The organism is Sutcliffiella horikoshii, assembly GCF_044809035.1.
In the GTDB taxonomy this organism is placed as follows: Bacteria; Bacillota; Bacilli; order Bacillales; family Bacillaceae_I; genus Sutcliffiella_A; species Sutcliffiella_A horikoshii_G.
Map to the genome: position 1 here is coordinate 133,622 of NZ_CP085237.1, position 13,514 is coordinate 147,135.

General features: G+C 41.4%; 23 protein-coding genes. All 23 read left to right on the plus strand.

Translation table 11 applies throughout. The features are described 5' to 3' along the window. Positions 1-53: 53 nt before the first annotated feature. Positions 54-302, plus strand: a complete 249-nt coding sequence (locus tag LG307_RS00690; protein ID WP_148967034.1) for a 50S ribosomal protein L7ae-like protein — start codon at positions 54-56, stop codon at positions 300-302. 102 nt (positions 303-404) lie between these two features. Next, entirely contained in the window at positions 405-827 is a 423-nt protein-coding gene (gene rpsL, locus LG307_RS00695; protein WP_010191479.1) for a 30S ribosomal protein S12, read from the plus strand. Between the two features lie 49 nt (positions 828-876). Next, complete coding sequence (gene rpsG / locus LG307_RS00700; protein ID WP_010191480.1) at positions 877-1,347, plus strand: 30S ribosomal protein S7; 471 nt, start codon at positions 877-879, stop codon at positions 1,345-1,347. A gap of 89 nt (positions 1,348-1,436) precedes the next feature. Further along, on the plus strand, positions 1,437-3,515 hold the full coding sequence (fusA, locus tag LG307_RS00705; RefSeq protein WP_404446950.1) for an elongation factor G: 2,079 nt from the start codon (positions 1,437-1,439) through the stop codon (positions 3,513-3,515). A gap of 111 nt (positions 3,516-3,626) precedes the next feature. Further along, on the plus strand, positions 3,627-4,817 hold the full coding sequence (gene tuf / locus LG307_RS00710) for an elongation factor Tu (RefSeq protein WP_386645268.1): 1,191 nt from the start codon (positions 3,627-3,629) through the stop codon (positions 4,815-4,817). Positions 4,818-5,526: 709 nt separating this feature from the next. Next, positions 5,527-5,835, plus strand: coding sequence for a 30S ribosomal protein S10 (gene rpsJ, locus LG307_RS00715; RefSeq protein ID WP_010191483.1), 309 nt, complete (start codon positions 5,527-5,529; stop codon positions 5,833-5,835). Positions 5,836-5,871: 36 nt separating this feature from the next. Beyond that, positions 5,872-6,492, plus strand: a complete 621-nt coding sequence (gene rplC, locus LG307_RS00720) for a 50S ribosomal protein L3 (RefSeq protein WP_404446954.1) — start codon at positions 5,872-5,874, stop codon at positions 6,490-6,492. Between the two features lie 25 nt (positions 6,493-6,517). After that, positions 6,518-7,141, plus strand: a complete 624-nt coding sequence (rplD, locus tag LG307_RS00725) for a 50S ribosomal protein L4 (RefSeq protein ID WP_404446957.1) — start codon at positions 6,518-6,520, stop codon at positions 7,139-7,141. Continuing rightward, positions 7,141-7,428, plus strand: coding sequence for a 50S ribosomal protein L23 (rplW, locus tag LG307_RS00730; RefSeq protein ID WP_010191491.1), 288 nt, complete (start codon positions 7,141-7,143; stop codon positions 7,426-7,428). The genes rplD and rplW overlap by 1 nt, the downstream gene beginning before the upstream one ends. Before the next feature lie 39 nt (positions 7,429-7,467). Then, on the plus strand, positions 7,468-8,298 hold the full coding sequence (rplB, locus tag LG307_RS00735; protein ID WP_010191493.1) for a 50S ribosomal protein L2: 831 nt from the start codon (positions 7,468-7,470) through the stop codon (positions 8,296-8,298). Positions 8,299-8,355: 57 nt separating this feature from the next. Then, entirely contained in the window at positions 8,356-8,634 is a 279-nt protein-coding gene (gene rpsS, locus LG307_RS00740) for a 30S ribosomal protein S19 (RefSeq protein WP_047972349.1), read from the plus strand. A 19-nt stretch (positions 8,635-8,653) separates the two neighbouring features. Then, positions 8,654-8,995, plus strand: a complete 342-nt coding sequence (rplV, locus tag LG307_RS00745) for a 50S ribosomal protein L22 (protein ID WP_010191496.1) — start codon at positions 8,654-8,656, stop codon at positions 8,993-8,995. A gap of 3 nt (positions 8,996-8,998) precedes the next feature. Further along, complete coding sequence (gene rpsC / locus LG307_RS00750; protein WP_088016683.1) at positions 8,999-9,655, plus strand: 30S ribosomal protein S3; 657 nt, start codon at positions 8,999-9,001, stop codon at positions 9,653-9,655. A gap of 1 nt (position 9,656) precedes the next feature. Next, positions 9,657-10,091: a 50S ribosomal protein L16 gene (rplP, locus tag LG307_RS00755; RefSeq protein ID WP_010191498.1), complete on the plus strand. Its 435-nt coding sequence runs from the start codon at positions 9,657-9,659 to the stop codon at positions 10,089-10,091. Further along, positions 10,081-10,281: a 50S ribosomal protein L29 gene (gene rpmC / locus LG307_RS00760; protein WP_010191499.1), complete on the plus strand. Its 201-nt coding sequence runs from the start codon at positions 10,081-10,083 to the stop codon at positions 10,279-10,281. The genes rplP and rpmC overlap by 11 nt, the downstream gene beginning before the upstream one ends. Positions 10,282-10,301: 20 nt before the next feature. Next, positions 10,302-10,565 carry a 30S ribosomal protein S17 gene (gene rpsQ, locus LG307_RS00765; RefSeq protein ID WP_010191500.1) on the plus strand — a complete coding sequence of 88 codons (264 nt, stop codon included), beginning with the start codon at positions 10,302-10,304 and terminating at the stop codon, positions 10,563-10,565. Positions 10,566-10,607: 42 nt separating this feature from the next. Continuing rightward, positions 10,608-10,976, plus strand: coding sequence for a 50S ribosomal protein L14 (rplN, locus tag LG307_RS00770; RefSeq protein ID WP_010191501.1), 369 nt, complete (start codon positions 10,608-10,610; stop codon positions 10,974-10,976). A 37-nt stretch (positions 10,977-11,013) separates the two neighbouring features. Continuing rightward, a complete protein-coding gene (gene rplX, locus LG307_RS00775) occupies positions 11,014-11,325 on the plus strand; it encodes a 50S ribosomal protein L24 (RefSeq protein ID WP_404446960.1) in 312 nt (103 codons plus the stop codon). Positions 11,326-11,351: 26 nt separating this feature from the next. Continuing rightward, positions 11,352-11,891 (plus strand): 50S ribosomal protein L5, encoded by a 540-nt coding sequence (gene rplE / locus LG307_RS00780; protein WP_404446962.1) that lies wholly within the window; start codon positions 11,352-11,354, stop codon positions 11,889-11,891. 30 nt (positions 11,892-11,921) lie between these two features. Further along, positions 11,922-12,107: a type Z 30S ribosomal protein S14 gene (locus LG307_RS00785; RefSeq protein ID WP_010191505.1), complete on the plus strand. Its 186-nt coding sequence runs from the start codon at positions 11,922-11,924 to the stop codon at positions 12,105-12,107. A 30-nt stretch (positions 12,108-12,137) separates the two neighbouring features. Further along, positions 12,138-12,536: a 30S ribosomal protein S8 gene (gene rpsH / locus LG307_RS00790; RefSeq protein ID WP_010191507.1), complete on the plus strand. Its 399-nt coding sequence runs from the start codon at positions 12,138-12,140 to the stop codon at positions 12,534-12,536. A 31-nt stretch (positions 12,537-12,567) separates the two neighbouring features. Then, positions 12,568-13,104, plus strand: a complete 537-nt coding sequence (rplF, locus tag LG307_RS00795) for a 50S ribosomal protein L6 (protein WP_010191508.1) — start codon at positions 12,568-12,570, stop codon at positions 13,102-13,104. Between the two features lie 35 nt (positions 13,105-13,139). Further along, positions 13,140-13,499: a 50S ribosomal protein L18 gene (rplR, locus tag LG307_RS00800; RefSeq protein WP_404446964.1), complete on the plus strand. Its 360-nt coding sequence runs from the start codon at positions 13,140-13,142 to the stop codon at positions 13,497-13,499. Positions 13,500-13,514 lie beyond the last annotated feature (15 nt).

Sequence of the window (13,514 nt, forward strand, 5' to 3'; positions counted from 1 at the left end):
ATGGTAATATAGCAAAGGTGCTTATATAACCTGTTGCTTTGGAGGATATGTTAATGTCTTATGAAAAAGTGATGCAGGCAAACACCTTCATTGTTGGTACAAAACAAACAGTGAAGGCGCTGAAATCCGGAACAGTAAAAGAGGTTGTCATTGCAGAAGACGCTGATGTGATTGTCACACAGAAAGTTGTCCAAACTGCCAATGAGTACAACATACCAGTCTTAAAAGTAGATTCGATGAAAAAACTCGGAAAAGCTTGCGGGATTGAAGTGGGTGCCTCCGCTGTTGCGATCATTCATTAAAAACTGTTTTTGTGAGTGTAGATTCGCAAAGACTTTGTTTTTTACCTAAAAATGAACCACCTGGATATGTGGTCTTAAAACATTAGGAAGGAGGAAATATTAATGCCTACTATTAACCAGTTAGTCCGTAAAGGACGTACAAGTAAAGTTGTAAAGTCTAAATCTCCAGCTTTGAACAAAGGTTATAACAGTTTCAAGAAGGCTCAGACTGATGTGTCTTCACCTCAAAAACGTGGTGTGTGTACTCGTGTTGGTACAATGACTCCAAAGAAACCGAACTCCGCATTACGTAAATATGCTCGTGTTCGTTTAACTAACCAAATTGAGGTAACTGCTTATATCCCAGGTATCGGTCACAACCTACAAGAGCACAGCGTAGTATTAATTCGCGGCGGTCGTGTAAAAGATTTACCAGGGGTACGTTACCACATCGTTCGTGGAGCACTTGATACTGCGGGAGTTAACAACCGTATGCAAGGTCGTTCTAAATATGGTACTAAGAGACCAAAAGCACCTAAGAAGTAATAAACTTCAAACTGCTTAACATTAAGTTACCCGAAAGGAGGAAAATATTATGCCACGTAAAGGCCCTGTTGCAAAAAGAGACGTATTACCAGATCCGTTATACAACTCTAAATTAGTAACTCGTCTTGTAAATAAATTAATGATCGATGGTAAGAGAGGAAAATCTCAAGCTATCATCTATAACGCATTCAAACTAGTTGGTGAGCGTTCCGGACAAGAACCTATGGAAGTGTTCGAACAAGCTATGAAAAACATCATGCCTGTTCTTGAAGTTAGAGCACGCCGTGTAGGTGGAGCAAACTACCAAGTACCTGTAGAGGTGCGCCCAGATCGTCGTACAACTCTTGGACTTCGCTATTTAGTTAACTACTCTCGTCTTCGTGGAGAGAAAACGATGGAAGAGCGTTTAGCTAACGAAATCCTTGATGCTGCTAACAACACTGGTGCTTCCGTTAAGAAGCGTGAAGATATGCACAAAATGGCAGAAGCAAACAAAGCGTTTGCTCACTACCGCTGGTAAGATCACATACTATCTGGAGCTGTTAAGACAAGTACTTAACAGCTTTAGGTATAAATTAAATCTAGTTACTTAGGAAGGAGAAATACACTATGGCAAGAGAGTTCTCCTTAGATAAAACACGTAATATCGGTATCATGGCTCACATCGATGCTGGTAAAACAACGACAACTGAGCGTGTTTTGTTCTACACAGGACGTATTCACAAAATTGGTGAAACTCACGAAGGTGCTTCTCAAATGGACTGGATGGAGCAGGAGCAAGAGCGTGGAATCACGATCACATCTGCTGCGACAACAGCTCAATGGAAAGGCCACCGTGTAAACATTATCGATACACCAGGTCACGTAGACTTCACAGTTGAAGTAGAACGTTCCCTACGTGTACTTGATGGTGCGGTAGCAGTTCTTGATGCACAATCTGGAGTTGAGCCTCAAACTGAAACAGTTTGGCGCCAAGCTACAACTTATGGTGTTCCACGTATCGTGTTCGTTAACAAAATGGACAAGATCGGTGCGGATTTCTTATATTCTGTAGGAACTATTCATGACCGCCTTCAAGCTAACGCTCATCCAATTCAACTTCCTATCGGAGCTGAAGATGAGTTTGAAGGTATCATCGACTTAGTAGAAATGGTTGCATATTTCTACGAAGACGACCTAGGTACTCGTTCTGAAGCAAAAGAAATTCCTGCTGAGTACAAAGACCAAGCTGACGAATATCGTCAACGCTTAGTGGAAGCAGTAGCAGAATTAGATGAAGAATTAATGATGAAATACCTAGAAGGAGAAGAGCTTACTACTGAAGAGTTGAAAGCTACTATCCGTAAAGGTACTTGTGACGTTAACTTCTACCCAGTAATCTGTGGATCTGCATTCAAAAACAAAGGTGTTCAGTTAATGCTTGACGCTGTTATCGATTACCTTCCAGCGCCAACAGATGTACCTTCAATCAAAGGTATCATTCCTGACACTGAAGATGAAGTAACTCGTGAACCTGGAGACGACAACCCGTTTGCTGCTCTAGCGTTTAAAGTTATGACTGACCCTTATGTAGGGAAATTAACGTTCTTCCGTGTGTACTCTGGTACATTAAATTCCGGTTCTTACGTTATCAACTCTACAAAAGGTAAGCGTGAGCGTGTAGGACGTATCCTGCAAATGCACGCAAACAGCCGTGAAGAGATTCCTGTTGTATATTCTGGAGATATCGCTGCTGCAGTTGGTCTTAAAGACACAACTACTGGTGACACTCTATGTGACGACAAAAACCAAGTTATCTTGGAGTCCATGGAATTCCCAGAGCCGGTTATCCAACTATCTGTTGAGCCTAAATCTAAGGCTGACCAAGATAAAATGACAACTGCTCTTCAAAAATTGCAAGAAGAAGATCCTACTTTCCGTGCACATACAGATCAGGAAACTGGTCAAACGATCATCGCAGGTATGGGTGAGCTTCACCTTGATATCCTAGTTGACCGTATGAAGCGCGAATTCAAAGTAGAAGCAAACGTTGGTGCACCTCAGGTTGCTTACCGTGAAACGTTCCGCGGATCTGCTAAGGTTGAAGGTAAATTTGCTCGTCAATCTGGTGGACGTGGTCAATTCGGACACGTTTGGATCGAATTCGAACCAAACGAAGAAGGAAAAGGCTTCGAATTTGAAAACAAAATCGTAGGTGGAGTAGTACCTCGTGAATACGTACCTGCTGTTCAAGCTGGTCTGGAAGATTCCATGAAAAACGGTGTACTTGCTGGTTACCAATTAATTGATGTTAAAGCTGCATTAGTTGATGGTTCTTACCATGACGTTGACTCCTCTGAGATGGCGTTTAAGGTAGCTGCATCTTTAGCTCTTAAAAATGCAGTTGCAAAATGTAACCCTGTAATCCTTGAGCCTGTCATGAGAGTTGAAGTAGTGACACCTGAAGAGTACATGGGAGACATCATGGGTGGTATCACTTCCCGTCGTGGTCGTGTAGAAGGTATGGAAGCTCGCGGTAACGCTCAAGTTGTTCGCGCAATGGTTCCACTATCTGAAATGTTTGGTTATGCAACATCCCTACGTTCTAACACACAAGGACGCGGAGTGTTTACAATGCATTTCGATCACTATGAAGAAGTACCAAAATCAATTTCTGAAGAAATCATCAAAAAAAATAAAGGTGAATAATTGATTTTCGCCTAATCTTGTTTTATAAATAGTATGTAGGTTAATAAGTGGAAATCACTTGTTAATGACATATAAAATAAAAACTTATGAAATTCTAAGGAGGATATAACAATGGGTAAAGAGAAATTCGATAGATCCAAGACTCATGCAAATATCGGTACAATCGGTCACGTTGACCACGGTAAAACTACTTTAACAGCTGCAATCACTACTGTTCTTGCTAAGAGAAGCGGTAAAGGTGCTGCAATGGCATACGACATGATTGATGCTGCTCCAGAAGAAAGAGAGCGTGGAATCACAATTTCTACAGCTCACGTTGAGTACGAAACTGAAAACCGTCACTATGCACACGTTGACTGCCCAGGACATGCTGACTATGTTAAAAACATGATCACTGGTGCTGCTCAAATGGACGGCGGAATCCTAGTAGTATCTGCTGCTGACGGCCCAATGCCACAAACTCGTGAGCACATCCTTCTTTCTCGTCAAGTTGGTGTACCTCACCTAGTTGTATTCTTAAACAAATGTGACATGGTTGACGACGAAGAGTTACTAGAATTAGTTGAAATGGAAGTTCGCGACCTTCTTTCTGAGTACGATTTCCCTGGAGACGATGTTCCTGTAATCAAAGGTTCTGCTCTTAAAGCTCTTGAAGGAGACGCTGAGTGGGAAGAAAGAATCGTTGAGCTTATGGCTGCAGTTGATGAGTACATCCCAACACCAGCTCGTGACACTGAAAAGCCATTCATGATGCCAGTTGAGGACGTGTTCTCTATCACTGGTCGTGGTACTGTTGCTACTGGACGTGTTGAGCGTGGACAAGTTAAAGTTGGTGACACTATTGCTATCATCGGTTTAACTGAAGAGCCTAAATCTACTACTGTAACTGGAGTAGAAATGTTCCGTAAGCTTCTTGACTATGCTGAAGCTGGAGACAACATCGGTGCACTTCTTCGTGGGGTTGCTCGTGACGACATCCAACGTGGACAAGTATTAGCTAAGCCTGGTACAATCACTCCACACACAAAGTTCAAAGCTGAAGTTTACGTATTGTCTAAAGAAGAGGGTGGACGTCACACTCCATTCTTCACAAACTACCGTCCTCAGTTCTACTTCCGTACAACTGACGTAACTGGTATTTGTAACCTTCCTGAAGGCGTAGAAATGGTTATGCCTGGTGACAACATCGAAATGACAGTTGAGCTTATCGCTCCAATCGCAATCGAAGAAGGAACTAAGTTCTCTATTCGTGAAGGTGGACGTACAGTAGGCGCTGGCGTTGTAGCGACTATCCAAGAGTAATCTTTGGATCTAGAATAGATCTTTTAAAAGACCGGCATCCCGAATGAGGGGTGCCGGTCTTTTGTGTCCAAATGTAAAGAGTTTAAGCATCTCGCTTAAAGACGTTTCCGCAGGTGTATAGCGGGAGGAAAGGTCTTTATAGGGAGGTTAAAGACGTATGTAGTAGCTAAATAATTGATCAGAGGTCTTTATAATGGTTCTAAAGACGTATGTAGTAGCTAAATAGGAAAGTAGAAGTCTTTATAGGGGTTCTAAAGACGTTTGTTATAGCCAAATAGATAAGTTGCAGTCTTTATGAGGATTATAAAGACGTATGCGCAGGCATTTATCGAGAGGTGAAGGTCTTTATCTCTATGTTAAAGAAGTTTGTAAATGTTCAACCTCAAGTCAAATCCGACTTTCTTCTATATAAAGACCATCACCAAAACACCCCACAAACCACTGGAAAAAACTGAAATGAATAAATCTGCAGCCCACGTGTTGCAATAAACATCACAACTCGTTATAATATGAAAAGTGCTCAGAGATTTATTTGAAATATAGTTGCATTGTCTATGAACACCATGTATAATAGGTAATGTTGGTCTTTGACTGCGATGATGTGAAAGGTTGCTGGCACACCCGGCCGCTTTGCCATGGCGAGTGTGACAGGTTAATTTTCACGGAGAATGTCTATCAATAATATAGGCGAAAAAAGGAGGGAAAAATAATGGCAAAAGAAAAGATTCGCATTCGTTTAAAAGCTTATGATCACAGAATTCTAGATCAATCTTCTGAGAAGATCGTTGAAACTGCAAAACGTTCAGGTGCAACTGTTTCTGGTCCTATTCCGTTACCAACGGAAAGATCTGTATACACAATCTTACGTGCGGTACACAAATATAAAGATTCTCGTGAGCAATTCGAAATGCGCACTCATAAGCGCTTAATCGACATCATTAATCCAACACCACAAACGGTTGATAGCTTAATGCGTTTAGACCTACCATCTGGTGTAGATATCGAAATCAAGCTTTAATCAATAAATACTTAAAAAATCTAGGAGGTGTGACTGATGACCAAAGGAATCTTAGGAAGAAAAGTTGGTATGACTCAAGTTTTTGCTGAAAACGGCGATCTTATCCCTGTAACAGTAATTGAAGCTACACCAAACGTTGTACTTCAAGTTAAAACTGTTGAAACAGACGGATACGAAGCGATTCAGATTGGTTTTGCTGACAAACGCGATAAATTAGCTAACAAGCCACTAAAAGGCCACGTTGCTAAAGCGAACACAGCACCTAAGCGCTTCATTCGTGAAATCAGTGGAGCTAACTTAGAAGTTGGTCAAGAAGTCAAAGTTGATATTTTCGCAGAAGGCGATGTAGTAGATGTAACAGGAATTTCAAAGGGTAAAGGTTTCCAAGGTTCAATTAAGCGCCACGGACAATCTCGCGGCCCAATGACTCACGGTTCCCGTTATCACCGTCGTCCTGGTTCTATGGGACCTGTTGCTCCAAACCGTGTATTCAAAGGTAAATTATTACCTGGACGTATGGGTGGAGAGCGCATTACTATCCAGAACCTTGAGATCGTGAAAGTAGACGTAGAACGTAACCTATTACTAGTTAAAGGTAACGTACCTGGTCCAAAAAAATCTTTAATCACAATTAAAAGTGCGGTAAAAGCAAACTAATTGTATAGGAAAGGAGGAACTACAAATGCCTAAAGTAGCATTATACAACCAAGCTGGCGCAAACGTTGGTGAAGTTGAATTAGCAGATGCTGTATTCGGTATTGAGCCAAATAACAGCGTATTGTTCGATGCGATCGTTATGCAAAGAGCATCTCAACGTCAAGGTACTGCAAAAGTAAAAGGACGTTCTGAAGTAGCAGGTGGTGGACGCAAACCATGGCGTCAAAAGGGTACAGGTCGTGCTCGTCAAGGATCTATCCGCTCTCCACAATGGCGTGGTGGTGGTATCGTATTCGGTCCTACACCAAGAAGCTACAGCTACAAACTTCCTAAGAAAGTTCGTCGCTTAGCTATCAAATCTGCATTATCATCTAAGGTATTAGAAAACGAACTATTAGTATTAGAAGGATTAGCTTTTGATGCACCAAAAACAAGAGAAATGACTTCTGTATTAAAAGGTTTAGAAATCAATCGTAAAGCGTTGATCGTAACAGCTGACGCTGACGAAAACGTTGCTTTATCTGCTCGTAACATTCCTGGAGTAACAGTTGTTACAGTAACTGGTGTTAACGTATTAGACGTTGTAAACCACGATAAAGTAATCTTTACGAAAGACGCTGTTCAAAAATTAGAGGAGGTGCTTGCATAATGAGAGATCATCGTGATGTTCTTAAGCGCCCCGTGATTACTGAGCGTTCTACAGATTTAATGACTGAAAAGAAATACACTTTTGAAGTAGATGTTAGAGCTAATAAAACTGAAGTTAAAGATGCTGTTGAAGCGATCTTTGGCGTAGACGTTGAAAAAGTTAACATCATGAACTACAAAGGTAAATTCCGTCGTGTAGGTCGTCATAGCGGATTAACTAACCGTCGTAGAAAAGCTATCGTAACTTTAAAAGCTGATAGCAAAGAAATCGAATTCTTCGAGGTTTAATACAAAAAATAAAAACATCATCGAAAAGGAGGGAACATGATGGCGATTAAAAAATACAAACCAACCTCTAATGGACGTCGTGGCATGACAGTTTCTGATTTTGCTGAGATCACTACAGACAAACCAGAAAAAAGCTTGCTTGCACCGTTACACAGAAAAGGTGGTCGTAATAACCAAGGTAAATTGACTGTACGTCACCAAGGTGGTGGACACAAACGTCAATACCGCGTCATCGACTTTAAACGTGATAAAGATGGTATACCAGGACGCGTTGCTACAATCGAGTACGATCCTAACCGTTCCGCTAATATCGCGTTAATCAACTATGCAGATGGGGAAAAGCGTTACATCCTTGCTCCTAAGAACTTAGAAGTAGGAATGACTATAATGGCTGGTCCTGAAGCAGATATCAAGGTAGGAAATGCATTACCACTAATCAACATCCCAGTTGGTACTGTAATCCACAACATCGAGTTAAAACCAGGTAAAGGTGGACAATTAGTTCGCTCTGCAGGAACTTCTGCTCAAGTACTTGGTAAAGAAGGTAAATACGTACTTGTACGTTTAACTTCTGGTGAAACTCGTATGATCCTTTCCACTTGCCGCGCTACTGTAGGTCAAGTTGGTAACGAACAACACGAACTTATCAACATTGGTAAAGCAGGACGTTCTCGTTGGATGGGTATTCGCCCAACTGTACGTGGTTCTGTAATGAACCCTAACGATCACCCACACGGTGGTGGTGAAGGACGTTCTCCAATCGGACGTAAGTCACCTATGACTCCTTGGGGCAAACCGACTCTTGGATTCAAAACTCGTAAGAAAAAGAACAAGTCTGACAAATTTATCGTTCGTCGTCGTAAAAAATAACGGGGTTGTACTACGGTTCAACGGAGCCGTAGAGCAATCACGAAGGGAGGTTTCCACATGGGTCGCAGCTTGAAAAAAGGGCCTTTTGTAGATGATCATTTACTTACTAAGATTGAAAAGTTAAATGAAACTGATGGTAAACAAGTTGTTAAAACTTGGTCTCGTCGTTCTACTATTTTCCCACAATTTATCGGACATACAATCGCTGTATATGATGGCCGTAAACACGTACCAGTTTATGTGACAGAAGACATGGTAGGACACAAGCTTGGAGAATTCGCTCCATCTCGTGCTTACAAAGGTCACGGAAATGATGATAAGAAAACAAAACGCTAATTAGAGAGGAGGCTTTTACATGCAAGCTAAAGCTGTTGCAAGAACAGTTCGTATTGCTCCTCGTAAAGCTCGTCTAGTTATGGATTTAATTCGAGGCAAGCAAGTAGGCGAAGCGGTAGCTATTTTGGCATTAACTCCAAAGGCTGCTTCACCAGTAATCGAAAAGGTTCTAAAGTCCGCTATTGCAAATGCAGAGCACAATTTTGAAATGGACGCAAACTCACTTGTTGTAACTGAGGCATACGTTAACGAAGGTCCAACTTTGAAACGTTTCCGCCCTCGTGCAATGGGTCGTGCGAGTCAAATTAACAAACGTACTAGCCACATTACAATCGTGGTATCAGAAAAGAAGGAGGGATAACCAGTGGGTCAAAAGGTAAATCCGATCGGTCTTCGTGTAGGAGTCATTCGTGACTGGGAGTCCAAATGGTACGCAGGCAAAGATTATGCTAACCTGCTACATGAAGACATCAAAGTTCGCGAATACATCGCAAAACGTCTAAATGACGCATCTGTTTCTAAAGTAGAAATCGAACGTGCAGCAAACCGTCTGAACGTTACTGTTCACACTGCTAAGCCAGGTATGGTTATTGGTAAAGGTGGTACGGAAGTCGAAGCGTTACGTAAAGCACTTAACCAATTAACTGGTAAACGTGTACACATCAACATCCTAGAAATCAAGAGAGCAGATTTGGATGCTAAATTGGTAGCTGAAAACATCGCTCGTCAATTAGAAAACCGTGTATCTTTCCGTCGTGCTCAAAAGCAATCACTTCAACGTGCAATGCGCGCTGGTGCGAAAGGTATTAAAACGATGGTTTCTGGTCGCTTAGGCGGAGCAGATATCGCTCGTTCTGAACATTATAGTGAGGGTACAGTTCCACTTCATACTCTTCGCGCTGATATTGACTATGGTACAGCAGAAGCTGATACAACTTACGGTAAATTAGGTGTGAAAGTATGGATCTACCGTGGAGAGGTCCTTCCTACAAAGAAGAAAACTGAGGAAGGAGGAAAATAATATGTTATTACCAAAACGCGTAAAATATCGCCGCGAACATCGTGGTAAAATGCGTGGTAAAGCGAAAGGCGGCACAGAAGTACATTTCGGAGAGTTTGGTTTACAATCTCTTGAAGCTTCTTGGATCACAAACCGTCAAATCGAAGCTGCGCGTCGTGCGATGACTCGTTATATGAAACGTGGCGGTAAAGTTTGGATTAAAATTTTCCCTTCAAAACCATACACTGCAAAACCTCTAGAGGTCCGAATGGGTTCCGGTAAAGGTGCTCCAGAAGGATGGGTAGCAGTTGTTAAACCTGGAAAGGTTATGTTTGAAATTTCAGGTGTATCTGAAGAAGTAGCTCGTGAAGCATTACGTTTAGCTATGCACAAGTTGCCAGTTAAATGTAAGTTTGTAAAACGTGAAGAAATTGGTGGTGAATCTAATGAAAGCTAATGAACTACGCGACTTAACCACTGCCGAGATTGAACAAAAAGTGAAATCTTTAAAAGAAGAGTTATTCAACCTACGCTTTCAATTAGCGACTGGTCAATTAGAAAACACTGCTCGTATTCGCGAAGTACGTAAGTCAATCGCTCGTATGAAAACAGTAGTTCGCGAGAGAGAGATCGCTTCTAACAAATAATCAAGAGGAGGTTCGCGAAAATGAGTGAACGTAACCAACGTAAAGTTTACACTGGACGTGTTGTGTCTGACAAAATGGACAAAACAATCACAGTTCTTGTAGAAACTTATAAAACTCACGCACTCTACGGCAAACGTGTTAAGTACTCTAAAAAGTACAAAGCGCATGATGAGAATAGCATGGCTAAAACTGGCGACATCGTAAAAATCATGGAGACTCGTCCATTATCTTCTACGAAGCGTTTCCGTTTGCTAGAAGTTGTAGAGAAAGCTGTAATTATCTAATATATAAGTTCGGATATCTAATTCCGAAGGGAGGTACCATGCATGATTCAACAAGAATCTCGTTTGAAAGTTGCTGATAACTCAGGTGCTCGTGAAGTGCTTGCTATTAAAGTACTAGGTGGATCTGGTCGTCGCTACGCTAACATTGGTGATGTAATCGTTTGTACAGTGAAACAAGCAACACCAGGGGGCGTTGTTAAAAAAGGTGACGTAGTCAAAGCTGTTGTTGTACGTACAAAGCGCGGAGTTCGTCGTAATGACGGTTCATACATCCGTTTCGATGAGAACGCATGCGTAATCATCAAGGATGATAAGAGCCCTCGTGGAACTCGTATCTTCGGACCAGTTGCACGTGAATTACGTGATAACAACTACATGAAGATTGTATCTTTAGCTCCAGAAGTTCTGTAATAAATCGAAAAGATGTTTGTCAAGGAGGTGCGAAAGGATGCATGTCAAAAAAGGTGATAAAGTTGTAGTTATCTCTGGTAAGGATAAAGGTAAGCAAGGAGTTATTCTTGAATCTTATCCTAAGAAAGACCGTGTTCTTGTAGAAGGTGTCAACGTGATCAAAAAGCACGCTAAACCATCACAAGAAAATCCTCAAGGTGGAATCATCAACCGTGAGGCACCTATTCATGTATCAAACGTTATGCCTTTAGATCCTAAGTCCGGTGAACCGACTCGTGTAGGATACAAGGTAGTAGACGGTAAAAAAGTACGTGTTGCAACAAAATCAGGTGAACAATTAGATAAATAGAACGTTGAAGAAAGGAGGTACTTTTGATGAACCGCCTAAAAGAAAAGTATCAAAGCGAAATTATTCCTGCTCTAATGGGCAAGTTTAACTATAAATCCGTGATGCAAGCTCCAAAGCTTGAGAAAATCGTTATCAACATGGGTGTTGGTGATGCAGTATCAAACTCTAAGGCTTTAGATGCAGCAGTTGAAGAATTAGCTTCAATTACTGGTCAAAAACCTATGGTTACAAAAGCAAAGAAATCTATCGCTGGTTTCCGTCTTCGTGAAGGAATGCCTATCGGTGCTAAAGTTACATTACGCGGCGAGCGTATGTACGAATTCCTAGATAAGTTAGTATCTGTTTCTTTACCACGTGTACGTGACTTCCGTGGAATCTCCAAGAAGTCTTTCGATGGTCGTGGAAACTACACTCTTGGAGTGAAAGAGCAACTTATCTTCCCTGAAATTGATTACGATAAAGTTAGTAAGGTTCGTGGTATGGATATCGTTATCGTTACTACTGCTAACACTGATGAAGAAGCTCGTGAGCTTTTAACATCATTCGGAATGCCATTCCAAAAATAATACCAGCGTGTGGTAGAGGGAGGCGAAAATGTGGCTAAAAAATCAATGATTGCGAAACAAAAACGCACACCTAAACATAATGTGCAAGCTTATACTCGTTGCGAACGTTGTGGACGTCCCCACTCTGTAATCCGTAAATTTAAGCTTTGCCGTATTTGTTTCCGTGAATTAGCTTATAAAGGCCAAATTCCTGGCGTTAAAAAAGCAAGTTGGTAAAACCCGATAATTGGGAAGGAGGTAAATTAAATGGTTATGACAGATCCTATTGCAGATATGCTTACTCGCATCCGCAATGCGAACATGGTACGTCACGAGAAGCTTGAACTTCCTGCTTCTAAAATCAAAAAAGAAGTTGCTGAAATCTTAAAGCGTGAAGGTTTCGTGCGTGACGTAGAATTTATCGAAGACAACAAACAAGGTATCATTCGTATTTTCTTGAAATACGGTGCAAACAACGAGCGTGTAATTACTGGTCTTAAACGTATCAGTAAGCCTGGTCTTCGTGTATATGCAAAAGCAAATGAAGTACCTCGTGTATTAAACGGTTTAGGTATTGCGATCATCTCTACTTCTCAAGGTGTTATCACTGATAAAGAAGCTCGTCAAAAACAAGCTGGTGGAGAAGTATTAGCGTACGTTTGGTAATATATTTCTTTAAATGAACGGAGGTGTAACTATGTCACGTGTAGGTAAAAAACCTATTGAAATCCCAACTGGGGTTACAATCACAAACGACAACAACACAGTTACCGTAAAAGGTCCTAAAGGTGAATTAACTCGTACATTCAGCCAAGAAATGGCTATTACAGTGGAAGAGAACGTATTAACAGTAGTACGTCCTTCTGATAGCAAAGAACACCGTACAATCCACGGAACAACTCGTGCACTTTTAAACAACATGGTTCAAGGTGTTACAGCTGGTTTCGAAAGAGGATTGGAACTAATCGGGGTAGGTTACCGTGCATCTAAGCAAGGTAACAAGCTAGTTCTTAACGTTGGTTACTCTCATCCAGTTGAAATCACTCCTGAACAGGGGATTGAAGTGGAAGTACCGGCAAACACAAAGATCGTCATTAAAGGTATTGATAAAGAGCGCGTAGGTGCTTTAGCAGCTAACATTCGTGACGTTCGCCCACCAGAGCCTTACAAAGGTAAAGGTATTCGTTATGAAGGTGAACAAGTACGTCGTAAAGAAGGTAAAACTGCTAAGTAATACGGCATAAGCAGATAGAAAGGAGTGACTGCACGATGATTACAAAACCTGATAAGAATTCTACTCGTAAGAAAAGACACACTCGTGTTCGTGCTAAGTTATCAGGAACTGCAACTCGTCCACGTTTAAATGTGTTCCGTTCAAACCAACACATCTACGCTCAAGTGATTGACGATGCTAACGCTGTAACAATCGCAAGTGCTTCTACACTTGATAAAGATGTAACAGTAAACGGTAGCAACGTTGAGTCCGCGAAAGCAGTTGGAGAACTTGTTGCAAAGCGCGCAATTGAAAAAGGAATCAAATCAGTAGTATTCGACCGCGGTGGATACTTATATCACGGCCGTGTAAAAGCATTAGCAGATGCTGCACGTGAGGCTGGTCTAGAATTTTAATCGGAAAAGGAGGGA

What these genes read in the sequence shown, in the direction of transcription:
- rplE (WP_404446962.1), top strand. Translation starts at nt 11,352, where the DNA reads ATGAACCGCCTAAAAGAAAAGTATCAAAGCGAAATTATTCCTGCTCTA.
- rplN (WP_010191501.1), top strand. Translation starts at nt 10,608, where the DNA reads ATGATTCAACAAGAATCTCGTTTGAAAGTTGCTGATAACTCAGGTGCT.
- rplW (WP_010191491.1), top strand. Translation starts at nt 7,141, where the DNA reads ATGAGAGATCATCGTGATGTTCTTAAGCGCCCCGTGATTACTGAGCGT.
- rplX (WP_404446960.1), top strand. Translation starts at nt 11,014, where the DNA reads ATGCATGTCAAAAAAGGTGATAAAGTTGTAGTTATCTCTGGTAAGGAT.
- tuf (WP_386645268.1), top strand. Translation starts at nt 3,627, where the DNA reads ATGGGTAAAGAGAAATTCGATAGATCCAAGACTCATGCAAATATCGGT.
- rpsJ (WP_010191483.1), top strand. Translation starts at nt 5,527, where the DNA reads ATGGCAAAAGAAAAGATTCGCATTCGTTTAAAAGCTTATGATCACAGA.
- rplR (WP_404446964.1), top strand. Translation starts at nt 13,140, where the DNA reads ATGATTACAAAACCTGATAAGAATTCTACTCGTAAGAAAAGACACACT.
- rplD (WP_404446957.1), top strand. Translation starts at nt 6,518, where the DNA reads ATGCCTAAAGTAGCATTATACAACCAAGCTGGCGCAAACGTTGGTGAA.
- rpmC (WP_010191499.1), top strand. Translation starts at nt 10,081, where the DNA reads ATGAAAGCTAATGAACTACGCGACTTAACCACTGCCGAGATTGAACAA.
- rplB (WP_010191493.1), top strand. Translation starts at nt 7,468, where the DNA reads ATGGCGATTAAAAAATACAAACCAACCTCTAATGGACGTCGTGGCATG.
- rpsG (WP_010191480.1), top strand. Translation starts at nt 877, where the DNA reads ATGCCACGTAAAGGCCCTGTTGCAAAAAGAGACGTATTACCAGATCCG.
- rplV (WP_010191496.1), top strand. Translation starts at nt 8,654, where the DNA reads ATGCAAGCTAAAGCTGTTGCAAGAACAGTTCGTATTGCTCCTCGTAAA.
- rplF (WP_010191508.1), top strand. Translation starts at nt 12,568, where the DNA reads ATGTCACGTGTAGGTAAAAAACCTATTGAAATCCCAACTGGGGTTACA.
- rpsQ (WP_010191500.1), top strand. Translation starts at nt 10,302, where the DNA reads ATGAGTGAACGTAACCAACGTAAAGTTTACACTGGACGTGTTGTGTCT.
- rplP (WP_010191498.1), top strand. Translation starts at nt 9,657, where the DNA reads ATGTTATTACCAAAACGCGTAAAATATCGCCGCGAACATCGTGGTAAA.
- rpsS (WP_047972349.1), top strand. Translation starts at nt 8,356, where the DNA reads ATGGGTCGCAGCTTGAAAAAAGGGCCTTTTGTAGATGATCATTTACTT.
- fusA (WP_404446950.1), top strand. Translation starts at nt 1,437, where the DNA reads ATGGCAAGAGAGTTCTCCTTAGATAAAACACGTAATATCGGTATCATG.
- rpsH (WP_010191507.1), top strand. Translation starts at nt 12,138, where the DNA reads ATGGTTATGACAGATCCTATTGCAGATATGCTTACTCGCATCCGCAAT.
- rpsL (WP_010191479.1), top strand. Translation starts at nt 405, where the DNA reads ATGCCTACTATTAACCAGTTAGTCCGTAAAGGACGTACAAGTAAAGTT.
- rplC (WP_404446954.1), top strand. Translation starts at nt 5,872, where the DNA reads ATGACCAAAGGAATCTTAGGAAGAAAAGTTGGTATGACTCAAGTTTTT.
- LG307_RS00690 (WP_148967034.1), top strand. Translation starts at nt 54, where the DNA reads ATGTCTTATGAAAAAGTGATGCAGGCAAACACCTTCATTGTTGGTACA.